Below are 16,593 nucleotides of genomic sequence, written 5' to 3'. Positions count from 1 at the left end.
TGCGAGGCTGGTTGTGGACATCGACACCGCCGAGTTTATCGGCGCCGAACTAAGTGCCGTCGCTTCTGGTGGCGAAGGTGTGATTTCGATTCTGCCCGAGCCGGCAGCATTATTTGACGCTATCATAGATACAGAGGATGCGAGCGCGGCGCCGGTCAGGCACACCCCGCCGGCCACGAGCAGTTTGGCACGCTTGGTCATATTCCTCTCCTCCAGTTCGCGCCGGCTTGAGTAGCCAGTCGCTATCGGAGGATACTCATATTGTGACTATAAAAGCAATTTAATCCTGGACAGCGGGAATCGGCTGCCACCATTCGATTTTCACAGGCCCCAGCAGCCCCGCAGGCAGCAGTGGCGAATCCGCTGCATAGTGTTTCCAGGTGCTGAAGCTGTGCCGCGGCCATTCGCGACGGCCATTGGGGCGATAGAGCCAGGCGGGAAGGTTGGCGATCCGCCCATTGGTGAAGCGGCTACCATTCTTCTGATACTGCACGTTCACGGGAATTGCCTCGTCACCGATCAGGCGATTGACCCAGCGGTTCGCAATTTGGACTTCGAGCGTGTTGGACCCTGCCCGCAGATACGGGGTAACGTCCAAGCGGAAGGGCGGACTCCACGCGATTCCGGCATCGCGCCCGTTCACGCGGACCCGGGCGATGTCCGCCACGCGGCCGAGGTCGAGCATCGCGACCATTCCGCCGTGCATTACAGGGATTTCGACCCGGGTGCGGTAGATTCCCGTTCCCGAATGATAGCGGATGGCCGGATCGGCGCTTTCCGTCCACGAGGCAAGGCGATCGAGAGGCCGCGATGTTCCGCCCGCACCGAGTGCCGGAAATTCGACTCGCCAAGCCCGCTCGATCATTATCGGCGCGGGAAGAGCGGGCAGGCTAATTTTGCGGACCGATCCATCCGACAGCTTCAGCCGGGCCGAGCGCGCCTGCGTCAGCAGCGTACCGGGTTTGTCCAGCATGTTGAGACTGGCCGCGCTCGCATCGCTGACCCATTGTGTGCCAAGGGGTCTGCGAAAAATCAGGAACTTCGAACCCCATGGTTCGAACTGGACTGGCACGGACATGCCGGTCGCTGTCCGCTCGAAGATCGGCGCATCAACCCGCGTGCCGCGCATGGCGTCCCAGATCTCGGGCACACGGTCAGCGGTGCGCAGGACGATCCGCGCCTGCCGCGGCTGGTCCGAATAGTTGAACACATAGTAGATGTCGGCGCCGTCGGTGCGGCGATGGAGATAGCGAAGCTTCGCCATCGGCGCGTCCCACTGCAGGTCGGGCGCAACCCGTTCGGCGCGTAGGATCTCCGCTGGGGTGAGGCCCGCATAGACCTTCCCCGCACCCACCCGCTTGAAGCCGCGCGCGGGCAGCCCGCGCCACAGCTCGTTGACGAGCCGGTCGAACTCGTCCCTGCGCTTCAGATCGTTGAGTCCGGCGGGCGCGACCGGCGCAGGGCCGGCGAGCGTTGCGCCCGCGCGCACCAGCGACACCAGCTTGCCGAGTGTCGCGATCTCCGCGACCCAGCCTTGGGAGGTCTGCGGCTCAGGCGTGACGAGCAGGCGGAATGCGGCACCGTGAGGATGCTTGAGCACGCCGCGCTCGACCGCCATGGCGCGCACATCCGCCGGATAAGCCACTTCGAAATCATGGCCCGGCAGCGAACCCACGATCGACTTGGGGAGCGCGTACCCAAGATCCTCGTCAACCAAGAAGCAGACATCGGCGACGCGGGTCCCCTGTTGAAGCAGGAACTGGCTGCGCGACAGATATTCGATCCAGGCGTTGGCATGGGGCCACCAGGTGTTGAGCCGCCCGAAATGGGTGCCATAGCGGCCAAGGCCGAAGCCTGGCGCGGCCGCCGTCACTGGCTGGTGGGTAAAGCTGTGAAAGGCGAACCGGTTCAGCCCAAGCGCAAAGGCATGATCGCCCGCACGCTTGAGGGTGGCGGGGGTGTTCTGAAAGCGGCCATTCTCCGGCGTGGCGGTGAACGCCTCAGCGGCCACCATTTTTCGGCCGAGGAAGGTAGCCGCAGAGGTCGTCATCCGGATGCTGGCGGCCCGCGGTGCGGCATCGGGCATCCAGAACTCGTTCATCGGCACGTCGACATGCCGGTTGGCGGACATCGGCGTGACGGGCCCCCCCTGGGATTCGGAATAGATCTTCATCCCATGACGTACGGCGAGGCGGTGCATCGTACCGAAATAATTCTCGGCGATCAGCTCCTCGATCACCTGGCGGAAGTCCCACAGCACCGCCTCGCTCGCGGCTGAGGATTCGACGACACGCCCAGTGAGCACAGGCAGCCAGGGCAGCAGCGAATATCCCTTGAGCCGCTCGAATTCAGCCGGCATCGCGGCGGTCCAGTTCTGGTATCCGCCCTCGAAACTATCGAACAGGATCGCGTTGAACGTGGTCCCGGCGAGTGGCCCCGCTTCGCGGATGATCCGGCCCATCGACCGGTCAAACTGAAAGGCCACCGCGCCCGCGTCGAGCTTGTCGATCTCCAGGCCGTGACCCTCGGGCTGCGCAGGATGATTGGTCTTGCCCGTTGTCGTGTAGCCGAAGCGCAGGATCGTCCAGTTGCCGCGCGGCAGCCTTGTCTTGATCCGGCCCGAAGCATCCATCTTGTCCGAGAGGATGGTGACGCGATCCGCGGGAATCCCAGGCAGCGTCCGCGTGTCCCGGGTGACGGGTTTGCGGCCCCAACCGATCTTCTTTTCGATATCCCCCACACGCCGCGTGGTGGCGGGCACCGCAATGACGGCCACATCCGCGTAGAAGGGCCGCGTTGATACCGCACGCTCAGGATAGGCGAGGGTAAGGTCTGGACGCGGAAGCGATGCCGACACTGCGCCACCGGCGATATTGGTCTCGCTCCACACTAGCCGCTTCATCGAGAGCTGCGGTGTAACCCACGGCCCACCGCTCGCGGACCAGCCGGGGGTGTTCATCACATGGAATTCGAGTCCGAGCGCATTCGCCCGCCGGATCGCGTGGCGGACATGCGCGAACCACGCGTCAGAGCCGTAGCGTAAAGGGCCTGGGGGCGCATAGATTTCGACGTCGAACATCTGAACGCCACCCATTCCCGCCGTTTTTGCGGCCTTGAGATCGGCATCGATGCCTTCGATGGTGACATTACCGTTGATCCAGTGCCACCAGCCGAGCGGCCGGGCATCTCGCGGAGGCGAGGCGAAGCCGGTCTCCAATTCGTTGGCAGAGAGAGGCCGGCAAAGGACCGCCATGATCGCAGCCAGCGCGATAGCGGCAATCCTGCGGTGGTTGCTCCTGAACATTTCGCCCTCGCCACTTTCAATGTGGCACCAAAAACACGATATTACTAAAATAGCAACGATACTCTATAAATTCTGATAGATGGACATCGATCCAAGGCGTTTGCTGCTCCCTTGTGAAAGAGTGCTTTGCAAGTTCGCTCTTTTGCGACTCCTGTAAGCCGCGTCCGCTTTCGGCCGAGAGCCCGCCATTCATCAGCAGATCGATAGCAATGTCTGCTCTGGTCGGATCGGCACCAGAAGCGGACAGGCAGCAACCGGCCCAGCTGCAGACGCTCTCAGTGTAAACGAGACGCCTTATCTTGGGCGTCTGCTCCGGCAGGGCCCTCTGCTGAATGCTGTTTGGCCGCTAGCGCCCCAGTTATGCGCTCCGAGCCGTCGTTCGATCGCTGCTTGGATATCCGGGATTGATGATCCCTCGCTTGGACATGCGGCCGGATCAAACTGAGTTTCCCGAGTCTCTCTCGCCTGAGACGCTCATCCCCGAGTATGGCGCCCTCATTTCGAGCTCATGACCAAGACCTGGACGATCGGAATATGGTCCTCGCTAGAATATCCGAAGCTTTTTCGCTGTCGCGCTTGGAAGCCCACGGCTTGCGCCGCGACTTGTGTCTGCTACTGTGTCTCTCGGCGAGAAGGCGATGGAAATCGCGCTTCGAAGTCAGCTAGTTAGGCGCCCATTCGGTTTCCTCTTCTGGCACCATTGTTCTCTCTGGAAATGTCCAGAGACGTCCAGCAAGTAGTTGTGCAGGCAGCGTCTCACTGGCGAGAATGCGTGAAAGTGCCGGTTTGCCGGTCCTAGCGACGCAATTTTGTGCGGCGCCTTGTTACCATCCGTTACGCAAGATTCATAGAACAGGCGACCAGGTCCGCTACCCGCGCCCTATGGCACTCGATCCGAAGACCGTTCGTATCTCCGCCGTCGCAGCGATCCTGTCCCTTACCGCCTGCGCCAATTCTGCGTACCCAGTGAGTCACAAGGGCGGAGCCGGCGCTTATGGTGCCGGATGGCCAGCCGTGCACGCCGACGCAGGCAACAGCGACTACCACTCGGGGCAGGGCGCGGCCGACCTGACGCCGGCTTGGTCGCGAACCTTCGATGGGATGATCAACCTGGGGCCTACGAGCGACGGCACCGGTCGCCTGTTCATCACGACCAGTGGTGCGGGCTGCCGCCTGCACGCGCTCGATCGTGCAACGGGCAGGTCGATCTGGTGTAGCGACGTGGTCGACAGGCTGGCAGTCGCCTCCTCGCCATTGATCGATAGCTCCGGCAATCTTTACCTTGGTGACGGCACGAAGATGCGCGCCTTCGACCGCAATGGCCGCGTGAGATGGCAAAAGGCAATCATCGGCGTGCCGCTTTCGGCACAGTTCACGCCCAGAGGAGACCTGCTGTTCATTACTCATGTCGGCGTCATTTATGTGCTCGACCGATTGACGGGCCAACCGATCGTCGAACCGCACGCGCTGGTAAAAGCGCCCTCGTTTGATCCCGCGGATGGCATGGTCGCCTGCATGCGGGGGCTCGCCCAATGCCCCAGCGCGAACACACCTGCGATGGATGCCCGATCCGGCCGCTTCTATTTTACCTTCTGGGCACCGGGAGCCGACCGTTCGGGGGTTCGCGCAATGCGAATCGCGCACGGTCCGCGTCCCCGCCTGATCGACGAGTGGATGAATGAAGGGCTTCCCGGCGGCAGCGCCTCGAGCCCTGACCTCTCTGCCGACGGGAAGCGTCTGTATCTTACCGACAATGAGGGAAGCCTGCACGCGCTGGACGCCGCGACCGGCAACATCCTGTGGTCGGTGCCGATTGGATATCAGGCCGGAGGAAGTGTTTCGTTATCCCCCGAGGGCCTGATCCTGCCCGCCGGCGGACGAGCGGCAGGCCTCATGGCCATTCGCGATCGAGGGGATCGCGGCGAGATCATTTGGCGCAAACCCGACCTCCAGAATTTCGGGGTCGCCACGCAGGCGGCGGGGTTCCTTGCCTATCCTACCATCAAAACTGGCAGCGGCACCGCCGATCTCATTGTGGTCGACACTCGAACCGGCGCCGAACTCGATCGCGAGCCGATCCCCGGGAAGCCTTATTTCACGGTCGGAACCACGATCGACCAGGACGGTACGGTGTACGTTCCGACGATCCGTGGCACACTTCACGCATTCAGGCCGGCGGCATTCCGCTAACTCCCGGCCATCCAATTCAAATGCCGGGCAACCGAACCAGCACACGGAGGCCGCCCGTGGCGCGGTTCTCGATGTCGATTGCGCCCCCATGGGTTGCCGCCAAGGCCTTCACAATCGACAGGCCGAGGCCAACGCCACCGCTATGGCGGCCGCGGGATGGCTCGATGCGCTCAAACGGCGCGGTCAGCTGTGCGATGAGCGCGGGAGGCACGCCCGGCCCATCATCGGTCACCGTGAGCACCACCTCCTTACCGTCCTGACGGAGAACGATCCGCGCTCGAGTGCCGTAGCGGATGGCATTGTCGACCAGATTGGCGAGAATCCGCCGAAAGGCGAGCGGTGCGCAACGGCAAAGGAGCGGCTCATCCCCCACGGCAAAACCGACATCGTCGCCAGCCTCCTGGCGCATCCGTACATAGTCGGCGGCAGCCGCCCTGGCATCGATGATGTCGGCGCCGGCTCCCTGCTTCACCTCGGCGCGCGCGAACATCAGGATGTCGTCGAGCAGCTGGCCCATCTCCTCGACGTCGCGGACCGCACGCTCGCGCTGGCCAGGGTCGGGAATATGATCGGCGCGGAGCCGCAGCCGCGTCAGATAGGTGCGCAGGTCGTGCGCGATCGCGGCAAGCATCTGCGTGCGCTCGCCAACGAGACCGCCGATCCGCCGCTTCATCGAATTGAACGCGGCCGCGAGCGCTTGAACCTCGATTGCGCCGCCAAGCTCGGCGTCAGGTGCGTCGACATCGTCCCTGAAGGCTTCGGTCGCGCTGACCAACCGGCGCACCGGCCGCACGACTTGCCAAAGCAAGGTGGCCAAGAGCGCCATGATGATCGCCGCGGCGACGAGCGCGACAGCGAAATAGCGCGAGGCGAGAACCTGGAGGACCAACGGGGCTCGCTCAACCGCCAGGACATGACCATCCTTGAGGCCGACGAGCAACCGCACCGGTCCACGGCCCGCTTCGGCGCGCAGGATCGAAACAAGGAAACCGCCTTCGCGCACCTGCAGGCGGAGCGGCCGGTCACCCAATGCCGCGGCGTAGCGACGAAACCTTGTTTCCAGACGCGGCGCGGATCGCAGGTTGTTGTCAGTCGCGTCATCGGGAAAGCCGTCCAGCAGTTCGGCGGTGATCGAGCCGTTGCTTGCGGCAGCAACGATAAGCGGCCGCTCTGGGGGAGCAGCGTGCTCGACCGCCTCGGCAATCTCGCGCACGTCTTGCGGGTCGATGAGGCGAAGGACCATGGGGCGCCCGTCGGGCCACAGCACGGTCGCGAGAATGGCGATCTGCAATGCGACGAGGCCGAGGAAGAACAGGGCCGCGACTCGGAACAACAAGCTGTTTGCAAAGCGTCGCATGGAATCAGCCGTTCACTTGGACACGTGGCGCGAAGAGATAGCCGCCGCCGCGGACCGTCCTGATGATGGTCGGGGCTTTCGGATCGTCCTCGAGCTTGCGGCGCAGCCGGCTCAGCTGGACGTCGATCGTCCGGTCATAAGGCGCCGCGTCCCGCCCTCGCGTCCAATCCAGTAGTTGATCGCGCGTCAGCACACGCTGAGGATGGTCGAGTAGCGCGACGAGCAGATCGAACTCGCCCCCGGTCAGCTCGACGGCCTGACCTTGCGGGTCGACGAGCGCGCGGGATCCGGCGTCGAGCACCCATCCGGCGAAGCCGTACCGGCGTCCCGATACCGATCGGGGGCGATGGGCGTCGCGTGTTCGCCGAAGAACCGCGCGGACGCGCGCCACGAGCTCGCGCGGATTGAAGGGCTTGGGGAGATAATCGTCCGCGCCGAATTCCAGTCCCAGGATACGATCGATGTCGTCGCCCTTGGCCGTGACCATGATCACGGGGACCGGCACGGGCCCAGCCTGGAGGCGGCGGCAGATCGACAGACCGTCTTCTCCCGGCAGCATCAGGTCGAGCAGCACGAGATCGACCCGCCGTCGTGCCACGACGCGATCAAGCTCCACAGCATCGTTGCAGAGTGCCACTTCGAAACCCTCGCGAACGAGGAGCTCACCGACGAGCTCGCTGATTTCGGTGTCGTCCTCGACAACGGCGATGAAGTTTCGAACGGGCGCTGGGCTGCCATCGCGCATGGGGTCGTGTGGCCGCACTTCGCGTTCTGCTCAAGACCGATCAGGCCGTTGTTACACTTCGTTGCCGTTCGCCGCTGTCGGCATGGCCGCGGTCCCTCGCGGATCGCGTGCGGACTGCTCAGCGGCGCGCCTCGCGCTGTGCCTTGATCGCTTCGACTTCTTCACGCGAGAGTCGGCCATCCCCATCGCCGTCGCCGCGTTCGAACACCGGCATCGGTGCGGCTTCGAGTTCGGCACGGGTGATGCGTCCGTCCTGGTCTGCATCCGCGGTCGAGAGAACCGACATCAACCGGTCGACCGCGTCGGGTTTGAACCGCGCGAGACGGCCGAAATCGGCGCGCGTGACACTACCATCCTTGTTGCGGTCCATGCGGTCGAACTGCGCGGCGCGCGCAACGGCATATTCCTCGCGCGTGATGTAGCCGTCACGATCGGCGTCGGCCTTCTCGAGGATGTCGCCGCCTCCCCGAGCGCGACCGAATTGTGCGGAAGCGGGAAGCGTCAGAGAAAGGCTGAGCGCTGCGAGAGCGAATGTGCGAATCATGTTAGCCTCCGAGGCAAAAGGCGGCAGCCGTGACAGAGGGCGGGGTCGCGGCTGCCAGGTTGGGGGACTTTAGTCGCCGCGGTAGGGCACAGTGCCCGAGCGTGTGCGGGTCGAGCCATCGATGCGGGTGCGAGTCGCATTGTAGGTTGCGGTGCCGTCGCCATTGTTCGTGGCGGTCACGTTGCGGCTCGAGCTCTTGCCGTTGTGATATTGTCGGCTTGCGCTGGCCGAATAGGTGCCGTCGCTCCAGCTGCGTTGGCGCGTGTCGTCCCAGCCGCGTCCGCTGTTTGTGGTGAACGAACGATCCATCTGGCTGTGGCCGGGCTCGCGGTCGACTTGGCGCTGACGCCGATAGCCATAGCCGCCGGCGGTCTGGACCGAGCGCCGGACGCTGACGTCGCCGCCGTCGCGCCGGACATGGCGCCGGCTGATCGCGCTACCGCCGAACGGACCGCGCACCTTGGCGATATGGCCGTGGCGGCGCTCAGCCATCGCTGGGGTCGAAAGCAGCGTGCCGCCAAGCACGGCGCACAAAGCGAGGATCGCAATCGAGGGTCGTTTCATGAGCAAATCTCCATACGCAGGCCGGCAAACCGCGCCGGACAAAACGCTTTTGCCGAGGAGACTTGTCGGCTTCGCGAACCGCCCGAAACGAAATGTAACGAAGCGTAACGGGGTCTGCGCGAGGTCGGAGACCTACCGCCCTGCGGCTTTCATGGTTGCATTGGGCTAGGATTGATTATCGAGACGATAATTCGGGCGTCAGGGGCAGTGGGGGGACACCGGTCAACATCGCTTTCGCGACGTTCCGCGGGCCCAAGCGGCTGCACTGGACGGAGGACGCCCATTTCGATTTCTCTGATCGTCCGGAGAAGGTCCGCGAAACCGCGCACGTGATCGCGGGCTTCTTCCGGGAGCACATGGGCTGACCGCTGGAGCGTAGGACGGACGTCAGTCCATACGGCCGGCGCTCCAGGCGAGCCCCCGTGCCCGATGGTCCGCGCCTGACGGTGCCGGGTTATGGCCGATCCCCCGAGGCAAGGGCCGCGGCCTGTTCCCGGCTTATGCCGGACGCGAGCGGATCAGCGTGCCTGTGGGCGAGCAGCCAGCGGCTGTCTTCCTTCCTGAAAACGAGCGTCACGCGCAGCGACCAGTTCTGGGCAGGCAGGCCGCCGAACGCGACATGGGCATGTTCGTTGGCGACCAGGACCGCGAGATTGCTCGTGATATAACTGGCGATCAGGTTGAACACGGCGTCGCGCCCTCCCTGGAAGAGCTGCCCGATCCGCGCCCAATGATCGTCGCTGGGCGGAGCGCCGGTCGGCTTGCCGCCGAAGGGATCCATGAGCGTGAAGTCGGAAGTCACCTGCATGACTTGGCGATAGCCGGCGATGTCGCCGCGCATGAGCCGCTCATGCGCAGTTGCTGCACGCTCGACGAGTTCGGCGAGATCGGCGTCCTGACTGGACGCCGCATATGCCGCGAAGGGGGCGATCGCGAGCATGAGACCGGCCAAGCAGAGAACGAGTGTCGTGAGGATTTTCATCAGGTGCTTCCTTCATGTCGATGAACCGAACATGCTGGTCGCCTCTTGATGAAGCCAGTGATATGATTTCACAGATATGCTGAATGAAATCGACCTCTCACGTGTGGATCTCAACCTTCTGGTCCTGTTCGAAGCGGTCTACGAGGAGCGGCACGTGACGCGCGCGGCGGACCGCCTCAGTCTCTCGCCTTCAGCGGTGAGCCATGGGATGGGTCGTTTGCGAAGGCTGATGAACGACCCGTTGTTCATTCGTACGCCCAAGGGCGTGGCCGCCAACGAGCGGGCGGTCATGCTGGCGCCTGCAGTCGCCGCCATCCTGGGGAAGGTCCGTGAGATCGTGGCCGACACGGCTCCGTTCGACCCGGCCACTTCAACACGGAGATTTGCGATCGGGGCGCCCGACGGTGTTTCGGCCGTGTTCCTTCAACCGCTGCTGTCCACGCTGCGGGTAGCTGCTCCAGGCATCGATCTTGCCGTCAAACATCTCCTTCCCTCGGCGAACGAGCCAGACCCGCAACGCGCGTGGCGAGGGGTGTTCGCCGAATTGGAGAGCGGAGCGCTAAACCTTGCCGTCGTTCCCCTGGCCGCTGCGCCGGCCCGGTTTGCGGCCCGTAAGCTCTACGCGGAGGACTTTGTCCTGGTCACGCGTCCGGACCACCCGTTTGCTCTCCAGCCGACGCTCGACACCTACTGTTCGGCCTCGCACCTGGTCGTGTCGGCGAGCGGAGATGCCATGGGCTTCGTCGACGAGATTCTAGCAAAGGAGGGCCGAGCGCGACGCGTGGCGCTTACGGCGCCGAACTTCATGTATGCCTGCGCAATCGTCTCCGATACCGACCTGGTCTGCGCCGTTCCGCGCCATTTCGCAGCGCTCTATGCAGGCAGGTTCGGCCTGCGGGTTCACGAACCGCCCCTCGCTCTTGGCCATTTCCGCCTTACCGCATTTCTCCCGGCCCCAGCACTGGCCGATGCGGGGATTGGCTGGCTTCTCGAAACACTCGTCGAGGTTGCCGAGCCAATTTAGCTGCACGCCTTCATCGGTTTGCCCCATGGAAAGGAAGTGAGCCCCTAGCCGGCTTCTCGTACAGGCTCCTGCAACATCGCAAGAACATCCAATACGAAGACGGCTGCCGGCCGATAACCGCCGGACGAACTTGCGGGAGTGCCGACATGCCATTCGATCGTCCGTCCAGCCGCCGCGGCTTTCTTGCAGGTGCCGCGACCGGCGCCGTCACGCTGGCGGCAGGCCGGCCGGGTGCGCCTGCCTCGGCGCAGGACATCGTTTCCGGAACCCCCGACTTCTCGGAGGCGCATCAATTGTCGCGCTACGATCCGACGGTCCCCCCGCCGAGCCCTGGCGTCTATGACCTGGGCGACGTGCAGCGGCTCGATGCCCATTTCCCCAGCGACGGCCATCGGCTGGCTGCGCATGTCTACCTGCCGCCCGCCGCCGCGCGTGCGGCGGGCCGGATGCCGGGCATCGTGATCGACGCGCCGGGGACGTCGGTGAAGGAGATCACCGTGCCCGTCTATGCGATACGGCTGGCACGCGCGGGCTATGTGGTCGTGAGCTTCGATCGCCGGGGCTTCGGCGCAAGCGAGGGCCCGGTTCGCCAGCAGATGGACCCGCCTCAGAACATCCGCGACGTCCGCAATGCCACCACCTATCTCCTCTCGCGCGAGGATGTCGATCCGGAGCGGATCGCGATCCTCGGCATCTGCATGGGCGGCGGGCACACGATCCAGGCGGCAGCGTTCGATCGGCGCTATCGCGCGGTCGCGACGCTCGCCGGCCACTATACCAACCTGCGCATGGCACGCGAAGGCCGCGCCCACGCCGATTGGATTGCTTTGGTCCGGCGGCGCAATGATGAGCGGCTCGCGGACCTTCGCGCGGGCAGGCCGCTCGCTCTCCGCGCCTTCGCCTCCGAGGGCTCGGCGCCCGGTTCGGCGCACGCGATCATGCCGGAGGCCGTCAACTTCTATGAGAGCCGGCAACGGCTGGTAGGCCCCAGGTGGCGCAACGAAATGACCTATGAGACGCAGGAGAACATGCTCTCCTTCGACTCGGTGCCATTCGCCGGGCTGATCGCGCCGACGCCGCTCCTCATCATCCACGGCACGATCGACCCGCTGTCGCCCGGCAAATATGCGCAGGCTGTCTTCGATGAGGCCGGCGATCCCAGGCGAATCGTCTGGATCGAGACGACCAACCATTCCCAGCTCTACGATCTCGAGCCCTATATCAGCCGCGCCAGCGAAGAGATCGTGCGCTGGTTCGACCGTCATGTTCGCAGTTGAGCCGGATCAGCGCCGCACGCTTTCGCGATAGAGCTGGGGCGTAAGCCCGAGCTGTTTCTTGAACTGGCGGATGAAATGGCTCTGGTCGGCGAAGCCGAGATCATGAGCGACCTCGTCGCCGGGATGGCCGGCAGCAAGCAACAGCTTGGCGCGCTCGATCCGCCGATGGTTCTGATAGGCATGGGGCGGCAGACCGAACGCGCACCGGAAGCTGCGATTGAGGTGAAACGGGCTGAGCCCGGCCAGCTCGGCCAGTTCGGCCAGGGATGGATTCCGGTCCAGATGCGCCTCGATATAGTCGCGCGCCCGCCGCACCGCGCGGGGCGCCTCGGCGCCGGGGAGCTTGGCGGCCCGGGAAGCGAAGCGGCCGATCAGCAATTCCAGCAGGTCGCAGAGGATGGCACTGCTCTCAAGCGCCGAATCCGTGTGCATCAACGCCGCGTGGCTGGCGATGAAGCGATCGGCGATCGCCTTGTTGCCGGCAATATGATCGTCGAAATGCGGCAGCCCGCTCGCGTCCCTTGAGAGGTCGGCGCATAGCCGTGCGACCTGGCCGGCGGGAATGCTGACGATGCGCAGAAGGAGCGTATCGCCCGGTGCGAAATTGCACGCGCTGACTTCGCCCGGCTGGGCGATCTGGATCCGACCAGGCTCCGCCACATGGTCCTTGTCACGGTAGCGCGCCTTGAAGTGGCAACCTGCCGAGACGCCGAACCGGAAATCGGCATGGAGATGCCGGACGGACGGGGGGGCGATCAGCGCGGCATGGAGCAGTTCGACGCCCGGCAGAGCCTTCGGGCGTCGTATGCGCAGTCGGGAATGGTCGCCGTCCATCCGTGCCCCCTCAGCAAGAACGTTCAATACGATGCCGCGGCGCGACGTCAGAAGGAAGCAACGCCCGGGAGTGCATTATGTCCTTGTCCAGCCGCCGCACCTTCCTGCAACTGGCGACGGTCGGCGGCCTCATGATGATGCAGGGCGGAACAGCGCGTGCAAGCCAGACGGGCGGGAGCGTTCCGTTCCGCTTCCGCAGCGGCGGCGATCCGGTCATCGGCGCGCTCCACCTTCCGGCCGGGCAACCCAAGGCGGCGGTCGTGCTCTGCGGCGCCTGGACGGCGGTCAAGGAGCAGGCGGCCGGCCTCTATGCCCGCGCGCTGGCGGAGCGGGGATATGCGGCGCTCGCATTCGATCACCGCTATTTCGGCGAGAGCGGCGGCAATCCGCGGCAGCTCGAAAGTCCGCAGGCCAAGGTCGAGGATGTTCGCAGCGCCGTAACCGCGCTGCTTGCGCATCAGGCGACCCGGGGGTTGCCGGTCATGGGCGTCGGGCTTTGCGCCGGCGGCGGCTACATGGCCAAGGCCGTCGCGCAGGACGATCGCATCCGTGCCTTCGCGGGCGTGGCGGGCGCCTATAGCGACGCCGCCGAGCTTCGCGCACGAATGCCCGATCTGGATCGGCTGATCGCCCGCGGGGTGGCGGCGCGCGAGCGGTTTGAGCGGACCGGGACCTCCGAGACCATTCCCGCGGTGGGGCTGAGCGGCGGTGACGTGGCGATGCCCTTTGCCGAAGCCCATGACTATTACGGCCGCCGCGCCGCCCACTCCAATTATGTGAACGGCTTTGCCGTCCAGTCCTATGCCGAGGTGCTGAGCTGGGACGCGATCGGCTATGCTCCCGCGATCCGGGTGCCGGTGCTGGTCGTCCATTCGAATCAGGCGGCGATGCCGCACCTTGCCCGCCGCTTCCTCGCCGAGGTCCGCGGGCGCAAGTCCGAGCTGTGGCTGACCTCAACCAATCATGTCGACTTCTACGACAATCCCAAGCTGATCGCCGCCGCTGCGAACGCCATCGCCGCGCATTTCAGTGCCTCCTGGCCATAGGCCCGCTGACCTCGTTGCCGCAGGCGTTGTCAGTTGATCACCCGCCGCAGGACTCTCGAACGATCAAATCGGTGGGCAGATGTTCGGGCTGGTGATCGGGCGTCGGATCAAGAACGCGAGAGACGAGCTTGCGCCCTGCTTCCTCTGTGTTTTGCCGGATTGTGCTGAGCGCCGGGGTGCTGAGGCGCGCCAGCAGCATGTCGTCGTAGCCGACCACCGACACGTCGTGCGGCACCGACAGGCCGGCGCGGCGCAGCGCGCGGATCGCGCCGAGCGCGATCAAGTCGCTGGCGGCGACGATGCCGTCGAACGCGATGTTGCGGCGCAACAGCCGGGTGACCGCGGCCTCCGCGGATTCAAGCTCGAACTCGACCTGCGCAGCGAGCTTAGGGTCGACCTCGAGCCCGCTTTCCTTCAATCCTTCGAGATAGCCGCGGCGGCGTTGCTCGGCCTCGGGGTCGCTGCCGCCGAGGAAGAGGATCTGTTTGCGCCCCAGCCGCGCGAGATGCAGCGTGGCGCGGCGGCCACCGAGCAGGTTGTCGGAGCCGACCGTGCCATAGGCCTGTCCCGGCATGCGCGCGCCCCACACCACGAAGCGGGCGTTGGTCGCGGCGAGGCGGTTGAACTCCTCGTGCAGCATGCTCTGGCCGAGGAAGATCACCCCGCTCGCTCGGCTGGTGGTGACCACCGAGACGAGATCGTCATAGTTGGTCGGCGCGGTGTGGCTGACGGTGAAGTCGCAGCCCCGCGCGCGCGCCGCCTCGCCGATATTGGCGAGCAACTCGAGGAAGAAGGGATGCGAGAGCGGCAGCGGGCCGCCGCGCATATGCGGGGTGACGATCGCGATCGATCCCGCCGCCCCGATCGGCGCGGCGGGCATGTGACGGCGGAAGGGATATTCGTGATCGCGCGCCAGCGCCCAGATGCGCTGCTTGGTGCGTGTGCTGATCAGTGGATGATCATTGAGCGCCCGCGAGACGGTCGAGATCGAGACGCCGGCGAGCCGCGCCAGATCCTCGAGCGTCGTATTGTTGTTGCCCGTGTGGTTCATTCGTCTCAAATTGACCTCTTCGCCGGCACCGGCGAGCTTAACGCACCGAAAGAGTGAGTTTGCAAGGAAGGGGAGAGGCACGCGGAGAGCATGCCGGCGCCGATGCCGCCGGCCCTCCTCGCATGCGTTTCATCCAGATCTGGAACATGTGCCTGGGCTTGTTCGGGGTCCAGATCGTCTGGGGTCTGCAGAACGTCAACACGAGCCGCATCTTCCAGACGCTGGGCGCCGATGTCGATGAACTCGCGATCCTGTGGATCGCCGGCCCCGCGGCGGGCCTGCTGATCCAGCCGCTGATCGGCCATCTGAGCGACCGCACATCGGGCCGCTTCGGGCGACGGCGGCCTTATATCTTCGCAGGCGCGATGCTGGCCGCGCTGGCGCTGTTCGCGATGCCCAATGCGCAGACCCTTTGGGGTGCGAGCGCGCTGCTGTGGCTGCTCACCGCGTCGATCAACATCGCAATGGAGCCGTTCCGCTCGCTCGTCGCCGACAAGTTGCCCGAGGGGCGGCGCACCACCGGCTTCGCGATGCAGGTGTTCTTCATCGGCCTTGGCGCAGTGTTCGCGTCGGCGCTGCCATGGATGCTGACCAACTGGTTCGCGGTCAGCGCGCATGCCGAGCCCGGCGTGCTGCCGATGTCGGTGCGCGCCGCCTTCTATATCGGCGGCGTGTGCCTGTTCCTGGCAGTGGGATGGTCGGTGCTGACCACATCCGAACAGGCGATCCGCGCCAACCCGGAGCGGGCCGCGGCGCATGTGATCCCGACCGTGGCGGGCGCCGCGGCGCTGATGCGGCGGGGTGTGGTCTGGCTGCTCGGCGGCGCAGGGGTGGGTTTTGCCGCCTGGCTCGCCGTGGGCAAGCGCGAGATCTACTTGCTCGCGGCGATGGCGATGCTCTTTGGGCTGGCCCAGTTGGCCGCGGTGTGGCTGCGGCGGCGCGGCAGGCACTCGCTGGGTATGCTCGAGATCGTCGAGGACATCCTGCACATGCCGCCTCTGCTTGCGCGGCTGGCGATAGTCCAGTTCTTTACCTGGTTCGGGCTGTTCGCAATGTGGATCTATGCGACGCCGGCGGTCGCTGCACGCCATTACGGCACGGCCGATCCCGCCTCGCCTGCCTATCATGCAGCGGCGGACTGGGTGGGTATCCTGTTCGCAGGCTATAACGGGGTCGCCGCGATCGGCGCCTTCCTGCTCCCGCTGGTGGCGGCGCGGATCGGGCGGCGCGCGACCCACGCCGCCTGTCTGATGGCCGGAGCCGCCGCGCTTCTCGGCTTCGCGGTGATCGACGATCCGCGGATGCTGTGGCTCTCCGCGCTCGGCCTGGGCTGCGCCTGGGCGGCGATCCTTTCGATCCCCTATGCAATGGTCGCGAGCGCCGTGCCCCCAAGCAAGGCCGGGGTCTATATGGGCATCCACAACATGTTCCTGGTGCTGCCGCAGCTGGTTGCGGCGACGGTGCTCGGCCCGCTGGTCGGACAGCTGTTTCATGGCCAGGCGATCGCGGCGCTGCTCTTGTCCGCCGCGGCGCTGGCGCTGGCGGCATTGTACAGTTTCGCGATTCCCGGGCGCGCCGCCGCCTGACGCGAGCGGGCCGGCCGTCATTCCGCTCGAGTCGACGCATGTCGCTGGAAAGGAGCGATTCTGCATATCCGAGATTATGCAAATGTTTG

Annotated in this window: 14 protein-coding genes; 6 read left to right on the top strand and 8 right to left on the bottom strand. The window is 65.2% G+C overall.

Going from position 1 to position 16,593, the window contains the following annotated elements:
• Positions 1-13: 13 nt before the first annotated feature.
• Positions 14-235 carry a hypothetical protein gene (locus tag ACO227_RS03400; protein WP_423605292.1) on the top strand — a complete coding sequence of 74 codons (222 nt, stop codon included), beginning with the start codon at positions 14-16 and terminating at the stop codon, positions 233-235.
• A 45-nt stretch (positions 236-280) separates the two neighbouring features.
• Here ACO227_RS03400 and ACO227_RS03395 read toward each other — a convergent pair whose 3' ends face one another.
• On the bottom strand, positions 281-3,304 hold the full coding sequence (locus ACO227_RS03395; protein ID WP_423605290.1) for a glycosyl hydrolase: 3,024 nt from the start codon (positions 3,302-3,304) through the stop codon (positions 281-283).
• A gap of 882 nt (positions 3,305-4,186) precedes the next feature.
• On the opposite strand from ACO227_RS03395, the gene ACO227_RS03390 reads away from it, so the two are divergent.
• Positions 4,187-5,494 (top strand): PQQ-binding-like beta-propeller repeat protein, encoded by a 1,308-nt coding sequence (locus ACO227_RS03390; protein WP_423605288.1) that lies wholly within the window; start codon positions 4,187-4,189, stop codon positions 5,492-5,494.
• A gap of 16 nt (positions 5,495-5,510) precedes the next feature.
• On the opposite strand, the gene ACO227_RS03385 is transcribed toward ACO227_RS03390, so the two are convergent.
• From ACO227_RS03385 to ACO227_RS03365, 5 genes are all read right to left on the bottom strand, one after another.
• A complete protein-coding gene (locus ACO227_RS03385; protein WP_423605286.1) occupies positions 5,511-6,851 on the bottom strand; it encodes an ATP-binding protein in 1,341 nt (446 codons plus the stop codon).
• A 4-nt stretch (positions 6,852-6,855) separates the two neighbouring features.
• A complete protein-coding gene (locus ACO227_RS03380) occupies positions 6,856-7,596 on the bottom strand; it encodes a response regulator (protein WP_423605284.1) in 741 nt (246 codons plus the stop codon).
• A 118-nt stretch (positions 7,597-7,714) separates the two neighbouring features.
• Positions 7,715-8,140 carry an EF-hand domain-containing protein gene (locus tag ACO227_RS03375; RefSeq protein WP_423605282.1) on the bottom strand — a complete coding sequence of 142 codons (426 nt, stop codon included), beginning with the start codon at positions 8,138-8,140 and terminating at the stop codon, positions 7,715-7,717.
• Between the two features lie 69 nt (positions 8,141-8,209).
• A complete protein-coding gene (locus ACO227_RS03370; RefSeq protein WP_423605280.1) occupies positions 8,210-8,704 on the bottom strand; it encodes a hypothetical protein in 495 nt (164 codons plus the stop codon).
• A 454-nt stretch (positions 8,705-9,158) separates the two neighbouring features.
• Positions 9,159-9,686: a YybH family protein gene (locus ACO227_RS03365; protein ID WP_423605278.1), complete on the bottom strand. Its 528-nt coding sequence runs from the start codon at positions 9,684-9,686 to the stop codon at positions 9,159-9,161.
• A 76-nt stretch (positions 9,687-9,762) separates the two neighbouring features.
• On the opposite strand from ACO227_RS03365, the gene ACO227_RS03360 reads away from it, so the two are divergent.
• Together ACO227_RS03360 and ACO227_RS03355 are read left to right on the top strand one after the other, a co-directional pair.
• Positions 9,763-10,710, top strand: a complete 948-nt coding sequence (locus ACO227_RS03360; RefSeq protein ID WP_423605276.1) for a LysR family transcriptional regulator — start codon at positions 9,763-9,765, stop codon at positions 10,708-10,710.
• 146 nt (positions 10,711-10,856) lie between these two features.
• Positions 10,857-11,987: an alpha/beta hydrolase gene (locus ACO227_RS03355; protein WP_423605274.1), complete on the top strand. Its 1,131-nt coding sequence runs from the start codon at positions 10,857-10,859 to the stop codon at positions 11,985-11,987.
• Between the two features lie 6 nt (positions 11,988-11,993).
• On the opposite strand, the gene ACO227_RS03350 is transcribed toward ACO227_RS03355, so the two are convergent.
• Positions 11,994-12,821: a helix-turn-helix domain-containing protein gene (locus ACO227_RS03350; protein ID WP_423605272.1), complete on the bottom strand. Its 828-nt coding sequence runs from the start codon at positions 12,819-12,821 to the stop codon at positions 11,994-11,996.
• A gap of 77 nt (positions 12,822-12,898) precedes the next feature.
• Between ACO227_RS03350 and ACO227_RS03345 the strand changes: the two genes are divergently transcribed.
• Complete coding sequence (locus tag ACO227_RS03345) at positions 12,899-13,867, top strand: alpha/beta hydrolase (protein WP_423605270.1); 969 nt, start codon at positions 12,899-12,901, stop codon at positions 13,865-13,867.
• Positions 13,868-13,904: 37 nt separating this feature from the next.
• Here ACO227_RS03345 and ACO227_RS03340 read toward each other — a convergent pair whose 3' ends face one another.
• On the bottom strand, positions 13,905-14,918 hold the full coding sequence (locus ACO227_RS03340; protein ID WP_423605268.1) for a LacI family DNA-binding transcriptional regulator: 1,014 nt from the start codon (positions 14,916-14,918) through the stop codon (positions 13,905-13,907).
• A gap of 122 nt (positions 14,919-15,040) precedes the next feature.
• On the opposite strand from ACO227_RS03340, the gene ACO227_RS03335 reads away from it, so the two are divergent.
• Positions 15,041-16,504, top strand: coding sequence for an MFS transporter (locus ACO227_RS03335; protein WP_423605266.1), 1,464 nt, complete (start codon positions 15,041-15,043; stop codon positions 16,502-16,504).
• Positions 16,505-16,593: the final 89 nt, after the last annotated feature.

It is taken from the genome of Sphingomonas sp. MS122 (genome assembly GCF_049532975.1).
Lineage (GTDB): Bacteria > Pseudomonadota > Alphaproteobacteria > Sphingomonadales > Sphingomonadaceae > Sphingomonas.
Note: the sequence above shows the minus strand (reverse complement) of the source record. Positions and strands in the feature narration are given on the sequence as shown.